10 protein-coding genes and 1 pseudogene are annotated in these 9,380 nt (G+C 58.4%); 5 read left to right on the top strand and 6 right to left on the bottom strand.

Annotated elements, in window-relative coordinates; genetic code table 11:
- The 3 genes and pseudogenes from BIS10_RS15200 to BIS10_RS15190 form a co-directional block, all read right to left on the bottom strand.
- A pseudogene (locus tag BIS10_RS15200) lies at positions 1-598 on the bottom strand (sorbosone dehydrogenase family protein); the annotation flags it as partial.
- Positions 595-1,023 carry a DUF2231 domain-containing protein gene (locus BIS10_RS15195; protein ID WP_253506347.1) on the bottom strand — a complete coding sequence of 143 codons (429 nt, stop codon included), beginning with the start codon at positions 1,021-1,023 and terminating at the stop codon, positions 595-597. The gene BIS10_RS15195 and the pseudogene BIS10_RS15200, both read right to left, overlap by 4 nt.
- Positions 1,024-1,173: 150 nt before the next feature.
- A complete protein-coding gene (locus BIS10_RS15190) occupies positions 1,174-2,079 on the bottom strand; it encodes a LysR family transcriptional regulator (protein ID WP_253506345.1) in 906 nt (301 codons plus the stop codon).
- A 170-nt stretch (positions 2,080-2,249) separates the two neighbouring features.
- On the opposite strand from BIS10_RS15190, the gene BIS10_RS15185 reads away from it, so the two are divergent.
- Entirely contained in the window at positions 2,250-2,828 is a 579-nt protein-coding gene (locus BIS10_RS15185) for an NAD(P)H-dependent oxidoreductase (protein ID WP_083025045.1), read from the top strand.
- Positions 2,829-2,849: 21 nt separating this feature from the next.
- Here BIS10_RS15185 and BIS10_RS19065 read toward each other — a convergent pair whose 3' ends face one another.
- Together BIS10_RS19065 and BIS10_RS15175 are read right to left on the bottom strand one after the other, a co-directional pair.
- Positions 2,850-3,185, bottom strand: a complete 336-nt coding sequence (locus tag BIS10_RS19065; RefSeq protein ID WP_392567186.1) for a hypothetical protein — start codon at positions 3,183-3,185, stop codon at positions 2,850-2,852.
- Between the two features lie 25 nt (positions 3,186-3,210).
- Positions 3,211-3,402, bottom strand: coding sequence for a hypothetical protein (locus BIS10_RS15175; RefSeq protein ID WP_083025047.1), 192 nt, complete (start codon positions 3,400-3,402; stop codon positions 3,211-3,213).
- Positions 3,403-3,590: 188 nt separating this feature from the next.
- Between BIS10_RS15175 and BIS10_RS15170 the strand changes: the two genes are divergently transcribed.
- The 4 genes from BIS10_RS15170 to BIS10_RS15155 all read left to right on the top strand — a co-directional run bounded on the left by BIS10_RS15170 (position 3,591) and on the right by BIS10_RS15155 (position 8,120).
- Positions 3,591-4,565: a DUF2157 domain-containing protein gene (locus tag BIS10_RS15170; RefSeq protein ID WP_083025049.1), complete on the top strand. Its 975-nt coding sequence runs from the start codon at positions 3,591-3,593 to the stop codon at positions 4,563-4,565.
- Positions 4,562-5,635, top strand: a complete 1,074-nt coding sequence (locus BIS10_RS15165; protein WP_253506342.1) for a DUF4401 domain-containing protein — start codon at positions 4,562-4,564, stop codon at positions 5,633-5,635. The genes BIS10_RS15170 and BIS10_RS15165 overlap by 4 nt, the downstream gene beginning before the upstream one ends.
- Entirely contained in the window at positions 5,625-6,164 is a 540-nt protein-coding gene (locus BIS10_RS15160) for a GDYXXLXY domain-containing protein (RefSeq protein WP_253506340.1), read from the top strand. Before BIS10_RS15165 ends, BIS10_RS15160 begins: the two co-directional genes overlap by 11 nt.
- A gap of 186 nt (positions 6,165-6,350) precedes the next feature.
- Positions 6,351-8,120, top strand: coding sequence for a mechanosensitive ion channel family protein (locus BIS10_RS15155; RefSeq protein WP_253506337.1), 1,770 nt, complete (start codon positions 6,351-6,353; stop codon positions 8,118-8,120).
- Positions 8,121-8,161: 41 nt separating this feature from the next.
- On the opposite strand, the gene BIS10_RS15150 is transcribed toward BIS10_RS15155, so the two are convergent.
- Positions 8,162-9,380: AMP-binding protein (locus BIS10_RS15150; RefSeq protein WP_253506334.1), on the bottom strand; the 1,219-nt coding region annotated here is incomplete at its 5' end.

Raw genomic sequence — 9,380 nt, 5'->3', positions numbered from 1 at the left:
GGTGGTTGATCTCGGCGGGGAGTTGGGTAATTACCTCCGGTGGCTCGCTGGCTTGGGTTTGGCCCTCTTCGTAGTCAAAACGCACCAGGGCATCTTGGTTGGCCACGTAGAGGTTGTTATCCACCAGCGCGAGGCCGTAAGGGGCGTTGAGGTCGTCGGAGAAGGTGGTTTGCTCTTCATAGCGACCGTCGCCGTCGGCATCGCGCAGCAGAGTCAGGCGATTACCGCTCTGCACCGAGGTGGTGCCCTGGGATTTAATCAGCCCGGCAATAAAGTCCTTCGGTTTGAGCTGCGGCGCGCTGCCGCCACTGCCTTCTGCCACCAAAATATCGCCGTTGGGCAGGACCAAAGTTTGGCGGGGGATCTGCAGGTCGGTGGCAATGGCGGTAATCGTGTAGCCCTCCGGCACGCTGGGTAGGGTGTCGCCCCACTCGGCGGGTTCGGGCACGCTCATATCCGGCAGCAGGCCACGGGAAGGCTCGGGCAGCGTGGGGTTGGGGCCGTAGCGCGTTATTTCTTGGGCGCTGGCGCTGCCTGCCGCCAATAGCAGGCAGAGCGGCGCGGCGTAAAGGCGAGGGTGTTTGATGGCATCCTTCATGGTTTGCCTCCGTGGCCGAAGCGGGAAAAACCGACCCAAACGGCGGTGCCCGCAAAGATGGTGACCACCAGGGAGAGCGCAAAACCAATCGGCATCATGCCCCAGGCATCCCGTGCGTGTATCAGGGCGTTCACAAAGCCGAGTACCCAGGTCAGTAGCAGTAGCGCTGGGTAGATCAGCAGCATAATGCTGCGCGGTTGGGCACGGAAGTAGCTAATCAGCGCGCTGATCAGCGCTAGCCCGGCAAACACTAGCCCGCCTGCGTTGAGCCAGGAGGCGAAGGTCGCCCACTGTATTTGGTAGCTGTTGGAGTAGGCGTAGTCGCTGAGCGTTGCGCCTAGAAACAGCGGTAGGCACCCCACCAGAAAAACCGCATGGAAGAGGGGCAGTCCACGTTGATAGGTATGCGTGTGGGTGGCTGTCACGGCATGCTCCTTATGCTGATCTAGCGAATGGCCATGCTTGGCTAATGGGATGATGTGCGTTCCGCCAAGCAACGGCCTCCTGTGTTGCCTACCCAGTGTAGGTCAGTGGCCGAGTTTTACCCAAAGCGAAGCAAGCGGCGCTTAGCGTTCTCACGGGCCGTGGGCATACTGCGCGGGGAGCCGCTCGGCTAAAAAATCCATGAACAGCCGTGTACGCTGAGACAGGGTGGCTTGCCGGTAGTAAACCGCGTTAATCGGCTGCGTGACGAGCTCGGTGTGGTCGGGCAGTACCTCTACCAAGGTGCGGTTTTGCCGGGGCGCGCGGGTCATGAAGTCCGCCAAACACACGATTCCTTCACCCTTGAGTGCGAGCTCCAGCAGCGTGCTGCCGCTGGAGGCAGCGAGGGTGGGCGTGATATGTAAGCGCTTACCATCGGCGCAGATCAGCGGCCAGTGGTTCAAGTGGTCGAGCTGGCTAAAACCGAGCAGGCTATGGCGGCAAAGCTCCTCTACCTGCTGCGGCGTGCCGTGGCGGGCTAAATAGGCGGGGCTAGCCAGCACCCGCAGTGCGCTATGGCCAAGGGGGCGGGCGTGAAGGGAGGAGTCCTCCAATGCGCCAATGCGAATGGCTAGATCTACCCGCTGCTCCAGCAAATCCACAAAGCGGTCATGGGTATCCAGCTCTAGGGTAATGCCAGGGTAGCGGGCGCGGAATTCGCCAATCACCGGCACAATCACGAACTGCATAAAACTGGGAGCGGCGTTAACCCGCAGCCGACCCTGGGGCTGGTCGTGACGGTCGAGCAGGGCCTCTTCGGCCTCTTCCACGGCGGCGATGATGCATCGGCAGTGGGCTAGAAAGGTGTCCCCCTCTTCGGTCAGTTCCAAACGGCGGGTCGTGCGGCGCAGCAGCGTCGTGCCGAGCTTCTGCTCCAGGCGGTTCAGCGCACGGCTGACGCCGGAAACGGTAATGCCCAACCGCTCGGCGGCGGCGGTGATCGAGCCGCAATCCACGACGGTAATAAACGCTTGCTGCTCTTCCAAGGTGCTTTTCATAGGTGGCTTGGGGGTGCGCCATGACTAAACAATTATTGATATTAGCGCAAAAGTATCTTGCCGACTCCTTGGTTTTTCTCGGCTGCTTTGCACTGCACAATAGCCGCCACTTAATGCCCTGCCCACCCTTGATAAGCGGGGCGGTCACGATAGACGGTGAGGTTTAAGCAATGAAGATACTGTTGATCAATGGTGGTAAGGCGTTTGCCCACTCTGGCGGTGAACTCAACAATACCCTGCATGCCGTGGCGGTGGATACGCTGAAAGAGCTAGGCCATGAAGTGCGCGAAACGGTTATCGAGCAGGGCTATGAGGTTGCCACCGAAGTGCAAAACTTCCTCTGGGCGGACAGCATTGTGTATCAAATGCCCGGCTGGTGGATGGGCACCCCCTGGACCGTAAAGCGCTACATTGATGAAGTCTTCACTGAAGGTCATGGCTCTCTGTACGCCAGCGATGGCCGCTCTCGCCAAGACCCGACCAAGCAGTATGGCAGCGGTGGCTTACTGCAAGGCCGCCATTACATGCTGTCGCTGACCTGGAACGCGCCGATTGAAGCGTTCGACGAGCCGGATAACTTCTTTGAAGGCCGTGGGGTGGATGGCGTTTACTTCCCGTTCCACAAGTCTCAGGAGTTTATTGGCCTTGCGGCTCAGCCGACCTTTATTGCCAATGATGTGATGAAGGTGCCGAATGTAGAGCGTGATAAAGCCGCTTACCGTACACACCTGCGCCGTGTGTTTGGTTAATTCGCCACGCTGCTAAAGCATTCACACACGCATCAACACAAGCGCCCACCGACGTCGGTGGGCGTTTTTTTGTGCCACGCTTAGCGCTCTCGGCTCAGGCTTTACACGGTGAATGAGCCGGTAGACGCAGGCAGAAAGATACGCCCTGATTTTTTCAAGTGAGGCGGAAGCCATGGCATCCACTCGCCGAAACAGCGCTTTTACCCGGGCGGAAAGCTCTGCCACGCTGAATGGCTTCGTGAGATAGTTGTCTGCTTCCATTTCCAGCCTCAGCACTCTGTCCAGCTCGGCCACGTGCATACGAACCAGCTCGCCGATACCTGGGTTGTCCTCGATGATCAGTACGTTTCGCGTCATAGCTTCCTGGCTCTCGAAAGGGGCGTTACTCTTTCATGCTGTCGGTGGAGTCCATGTGATCGCTCTCCATGCTCATGTCGTCCATGGAGTGGCTCATGCCATCGGATTGCATATTGTCTTGCATCATGCCGCCATCGTTTTTCATCTCTTCTGCATGGCTGACCATTGCCATCAGGCTGAATAGGCATAATGCTGCCAGAGTAGTGAACTTGTTCATGTGCTTAACTCTCCGAGAGAAGACCTGCCGGGTTGGTAGGCTCACTGTTAGTCTCGGAGTTCCTCGTCACGGGAACATCACAGGGTGTTAAAGAGTTTATCTCGCAAGTTTAACGAATGTATAACGCAGCGCTGCGAATACCGGTAGATACAACGACTGTGCATAAAAACTGTGCATAAGGAACCTCTGTGACCACGAACCGCCGTGAACTCGTCTCGCTGATTGAGCAAGGGGCGATGGCCCCTGAGCAGGTAGCCAAGGCCGTGAGCGTGGCAGGCCTGCATCCTGCGCCTCACGCCTGGGCGGCACTGCTCGATAGGCTGCTGCTGTGGCTAGGCGGCTTAGCACTGGCCTTTGCGGTGCTGTTTTTCGTGGCGTACCACTGGGTGGCGATGGGCCACTGGCTGCGCTTTGGCTTGGTGCAAGCGGCGCTATTGGTGGCCATTGGGGCAGCGGTTTGGTGGCCAGCCAGCCGCCGGGTGGTTCAGGTCGCGCTGACCGCTGCCTTTGTGCTGCTGGGCGTTCTGCTGGCGCTAGTAGGGCAGGTATACCAAACCGGCGCAGACCCGTGGCAGCTCTTTTTCGCCTGGGCCCTCTTGGGGCTGCCGTGGGTATGGGCGGCGCGTTTTAGCCCGCTTTGGCTGGTATGGCTGGGCGTGGGGAATCTGGCGATTTGGCTGCATGCCAGCGTATGGGGCTGGGGAGTGAATGGCCGCTTTCTCGCCGGGGAGTCGGGCTTATGGGGGCTTTGGGCAGCCAACGTAGCGGCGCAAGCAGTGTGGGAGTGGGGCGCCCAGCGACGAGGCTGGCCAGGGCGCTGGGCAATACGCACGCTGGCGCTGGGCAGTGGCCTACCCATCACGCTGCTCATGATGAGTTGGGTGGCTGGGTTCACCTTTGGCGTCACGCCAAGCGCGTTGCTTTACCCCGTTTGGTTGGCTGCGCTTTATGGCGTTTACCGTTGGTGGCGGTTGGATCTGTTTATGCTGGCCGGTGGCTGCGTATCGGTTATCGCCGTGCTGACGCTTTGTATGGCTCGCATGGTGATGTGGGAGGGGCAAGGCGATCCAGGCGGACTGCTGATCGTTGCCGTGACGGTATTTGCGCTAGGAGCGGCAGCCGTAGCGTGGCTAAAACGCCTACAGCGTGAGGCTATCCAATGAGCCAACAATATTCACCGTTGAAGCAAGCACTCGCGCAAGCGGGAGTGGTTCTGAATGAGCGGGCCACTGCCACGCATTCTATGCCCTGGTTCGTGCGCGGCGTTCAAGCGCTATCGGGCTGGCTGGCCGCGCTGTTTTTGTTGGGGTTTATCGCCACCGGCGTAGTGTGGGTGCTGGAAAGCCCGCTCGCGGCACTCCTGGTCGGCGGATTGATGGTACTAGGCGCGTATGCGCTGCTGCGACGCTCACCCGGCAGCGATGTGATGGAGCATATGGCGCTTGCGTTTAGCTTGGTGGGGCAGCTGTTGATCGCGTGGCCGCTAGCGGATGCGCTTAGCTTTTCTGTGGGCTTGGGCTGGGCACTGGTGATCATGCAAATGGCCGTGGCATGGGGGATGCCAAGTCGCCTTCACCGCTTTGTGGCCGTCGTGTTGGCGTGCCTTGCTTTGGAGTTTTCGCTTGCCGCCAGTGGGTTGACGCAGGTGGCGAGTGGCTTTGTGGTATTAGCGCTGGTGGGGCTGTGGTTGAACGAGTTTCGCTGGCCGGAGCGCCTGAGTGATATGCATGCCTGGGGCGTGGGCCTGTTAGTGGGCGTGCTTATGCTGCAAGGCGTTGCCCATGCGGGGCAGGCGCTATGGTTAGGCCACTTTGTTGAAATTGATGCGATTTCCCCGATGCTCAGCCGCAGCATCAGCACGGCGTTGGCAGGCGTGGCGCTGTTATGGGTGGTACATACGGCGCTGAGCCGCCACTCGACCTCAAGCAGTATGAGGTGGGCGGCGTATGGTGCTGCCTTGCTGGTGGCGGTGCTCTCTTATTTTGCGCCTGGGCTGAGTAGCGGCATCGCGGTGCTGCTGCTGGGCGTTGCGATTAGCCATCGGGTGTTAATGGCCAGCGGCATACTTCTTCTACTAGCGGCGGTCAGCGCCTATTACTACTGGTTAGATATCTCGCTACTTCATAAGGCAGCGCTGCTGTGTGTGCTGGGCTTCGCGCTGTTAGCGCTGCATTGGGGGTTGCAACGCTGGCGCTTAGCGACAACAAAAGGAGGTGAACACCATGGCCGCTAGCGTTAGGCGTTTTCGATGGGTGGTGATGCTGGCCACGCTGGCGGTGTTGGTCGTGGTCAACAACGCCATTTGGCAGAAGGAGCGACATATCGAGGAAGGGGAGGTGGTTTACCTGGAACTGGCCCCGGTCGACCCCCGCTCCCTAATGCAGGGCGACTATATGGCGCTAAACTTTGCCCTGGCGCACCGCCTGCAAAGCGAGCTATATCAGCGCGCTGAAAATCTCCCAACCTCTATGAACGGTGACGTGGTCGTCCGTGTCGATAGCGCTCGAGTTGCTCACTTCCAGCGAATAGACGATGGCACACCGCTAGACGCGGATGAGCGGCGCTTAAAGTTTCGCCTGCGCCATGGGCAGGCGCGCTTTGCCACCAACGCCTTCTTCTTTCAGGAGGGCCACGCCAAGCGCTATGAAGCGGCCCATTACGGCGAGTTTCGCGTCAATAAAGAGGGCGAGTTGTTGCTCACCGCGCTGTATGACGACGCGTTTAACCGCTTAGGCAATTTGGAAAACGGAGTGAAAAACTAAGCTGTCATTTCTTGCCTCCTCCATACGCCAACAAGCGCTAGAGCCGCTATTGCTTGCCGGATAAGGTAACGTGGTCTGTACTTTGACCAACCATCGACACGGATAGCCCTCTGATTTAAGTGGGCGGGCGGCACAAGCCGTTGGTTGATGGCGGGTATTGGCTCACTTTTACTGAATAAGGCAAGTATGAAAAATTACAGCTCGTGGCCCGTTTGGGGTGTGCTGGTTGTCACGCTACTGTTCTCTAGCGTTGGCATGGCGCAAACGCAAGGCGATGAGAGCGAGGACCCGCGTTGGTTCACCATGGATGCGATCAACGCAGGGTTGGATGAGGTGCCTGAAGAGGCGAAACGTATGTCGCCCCGGGAGACCATCCGCAGCTTTTTGAATTTCACCGACGATGAAAATTACGCCGATGCGGCGCATTTGTTGAATCTGGCAGATATCGACCCTAGCGAGCAGCCCGCGCGGGGTACGGAGCTAGCCAAGCAACTGGCAGAGGTATTACGACGAGGTGAGTGGCTGAACGCCTCTAACCTGCCGGGTCGCCAAGATGCCGCCATTGAAGATCCTTCTGGCCAAAATCCTTTGGCTGGTGAGCCACGGCGCAACATTGAGTTGGCCGCGTTGCAAATAGAAGGGCAGGCCTACGATGTGCGGCTAGGGCGCTATCGGGTAGGCGAAGAAGACCCCATATGGCTCATTATGCCGGAGAGCGTCTCGTCGATTCCTGCGCTGTATGAAGAGTACGGACCCTCCATGCTAGAGAGCTACATTCCCGAGCAGCTCAAAGCGTCGTTTGGCGTGCTGAAGGTCTGGGAGTGGCTGGCGATCCCTATTTTTCTGATCACGATTGGCGTCACGGGTATCGCTACTTACTATTTGGTAGGCCTTATTGCGCGCATTCTGCCTCCCGGTATTTCCACCATTTTTGCTGATCAAATCGGCGTACCGGTAGCGATGATTGTGATGTCGTTGGTCACCCAGATGCTGCTGGATTACGTTGTGTCGTTTTCAGCGGTAGCGACCACGACGTTTAGGGTGCTACTGATTAGTATCATGGCGTGGGGCGCAGGCACCATTGCGCTACGGCTGGTCGATACCATCATGCTGCGCATGACCCGCCGCTTGGTGGGGGAAATCGACGATACCAAACCCAAAGACAAACGCCGGCTGCTGACCTCACTCTACGCCCTGCGCCGGGTGATTATTTTAATCACCGTGGTGGCGGTTTCGGTGTATGTGCTGGGGCAAATCCAGCTGTTTGAATCCCTGGGGCTTTCCATTCTGGCCTCGGCCAGTGTGCTGGCGGTGCTGGTGGGCATCGCGGGGCAGACGGTGCTGGGTAATATCCTGTCATCGTTTCAGCTCTCGCTGGCCAAACCCATCCGCATTGGCGATTTGGTGATCTTTGAAGGACAGTGGTGCTATGTGGAAGGGATTTTCTACACCTTCATCCGCCTACGCTCCTGGGATGAGCGGCGGGTAATTGTGCCGGTCACCTACTTTACCTCCAAGCCGTTTGAAAACCTCTCGGTGAAGAGCACCAAAATGTATCGCTTTATGGAGTTAACCCTGCACCTAAGCGCGGATATCTCCCAGGTGCGCGAGAAGTTTTTAGACTTCGCCAAGGAGGAGGATAGCGTGATAGAGCATCATAAGCTGCTCTGCTACGTCACCGGTCAAACTGCCCACGCGCAAACGGTCACCTGCTACTTAATGACTTCCGACCCAATGGCAGGCTGGACCGCTGAGATGAACGTGCGTGAGAAGTTAATGGCCTATATCCGCGACGAACACCCGGAATGGTGGCCCCGCGACGTGGTGGTGATTAGCCACCATGATATTGCGCGTGGTGAGCATGCCAGACAATCAAGCGGCCAACAGAAAGGTGCGACTGGACAAACCGGTGAGTCAAACGACTCAAATGACGCACCGGACGGCAGCGCTGAGTAAGTTCACCAGAAAGGGCAGCGGCTAGGCCGCTGCCCTGTTTACTAAGGTGATAGACGGACGTCGGCCGCCAACTGCGCTTCGGCAAGCCGTTTCGCGCCAGCAAAGTCTGCTTTTCCTGACCCTAAACGAGGTATCTCTTCCACGGTGAGCCAGTCGCTGGGAATCATTAACGCGGGCGTGCCGTGGCTGCGTAGGGCGGTTTTGAGCGTTTTGGCGTCTAGCGGTGCTTCGCGCAGTAGGACGATACGTTCACCTTTGTTTGCATCGGGCAGGCTGACGGCCATCAGCGGTATGTCGGGGTCGTCGACGACCGCTCTGACCGCGGCTTCGACGGCGCTGAGGCTGATCATTTCGCCGCCGATTTTGGCAAAACGGGCGTAGCGGTCGATCAGTGTTAAAAAGCCATCTTCATCAATAAACCCTTTATCGCCGGTAACGTACCAGCGCTGGCCGTCGAAGCTTTTGAGGGCCTGTTCGGTGCGCTGGGGGTCGTTGAGATAGCCCTGCATCACCTGCGGCCCGCTAATCACAATCATGCCTGGCTCGTTGGTGGGTAGCTCCTCGAAGCGCTCAGGGTCGACGACCTTAATGCTGGTGCCGGGGAGCGGCATACCCACGGTGCCGGGCTTATTGCCTTTTTGAACCTGCTGGTAGTGAACGCCGACGGCGTCGGGTAGGTTAACGGCTGCCACTGGAGCGGTTTCTGTCGCGCCGTAGCCTTCATAAATTGCCTTATTGAATTTGTGCGCAAACCCTTCACGTACGCTGTCATCCAGTTTCTCGGCACCAGCCACCACAACACGCAGGCTTTCCAGCATGGCGGGCTGTACCTTTGGGCTGCGGTTGAACAGGCGCAGCATGCTGGAGGTTCCGAACATAATGGTGGCTTTATGCTTGGCGACCGCGTTGGCGACGCCTGGGGCATCGGTGGGGTCGGCGTGACTGACCAGCGGCAGCCCTTCGATCAATGGCAGTAGCTGGGTGACGGTAAAACCGAACGCATGAAAGAGCGGCAGCGAGGCCATGACCACATCGTCGTGCTGAGTATTGAGCACATCGGAGGTCTGTTTGATATTGGCCATCAGGTTGCGGTGGCTCAGCATCACACCCTTGGGCTGCCCTTCGCTGCCGCTGGAGAACAGAATGGCCGCCGTGGCGTCCGCATTCCGTCCATAGCAGAACAGCGCTTGTAACAACCAAGCGGGCAGCAGGCGCACGGCAAGAAACGTACTGATGCGCTCAAACCGGGAGATCCCCGCC

This window comes from Halomonas sp. 707B3 (genome assembly GCF_024158645.1).
Lineage (GTDB): Bacteria > Pseudomonadota > Gammaproteobacteria > Pseudomonadales > Halomonadaceae > Vreelandella > Vreelandella lionensis.
The sequence above is the reverse complement of the archived record's forward strand: the minus strand, read 5'-3'. Positions and strand labels throughout refer to the sequence as shown.

Bases quoted from the DNA above. Each gene is read 5' to 3' on its own strand.
- BIS10_RS15190 (WP_253506345.1), bottom strand. From the start codon at position 2,079: ATGAAAAGCACCTTGGAAGAGCAGCAAGCGTTTATTACCGTCGTGGAT.
- BIS10_RS15185 (WP_083025045.1), top strand. From the start codon at position 2,250: ATGAAGATACTGTTGATCAATGGTGGTAAGGCGTTTGCCCACTCTGGC.
- BIS10_RS19065 (WP_392567186.1), bottom strand. From the start codon at position 3,185: ATGACGCGAAACGTACTGATCATCGAGGACAACCCAGGTATCGGCGAG.
- BIS10_RS15175 (WP_083025047.1), bottom strand. From the start codon at position 3,402: ATGAACAAGTTCACTACTCTGGCAGCATTATGCCTATTCAGCCTGATG.
- BIS10_RS15165 (WP_253506342.1), top strand. From the start codon at position 4,562: ATGAGCCAACAATATTCACCGTTGAAGCAAGCACTCGCGCAAGCGGGA.
- BIS10_RS15160 (WP_253506340.1), top strand. From the start codon at position 5,625: ATGGCCGCTAGCGTTAGGCGTTTTCGATGGGTGGTGATGCTGGCCACG.
- BIS10_RS15155 (WP_253506337.1), top strand. From the start codon at position 6,351: ATGAAAAATTACAGCTCGTGGCCCGTTTGGGGTGTGCTGGTTGTCACG.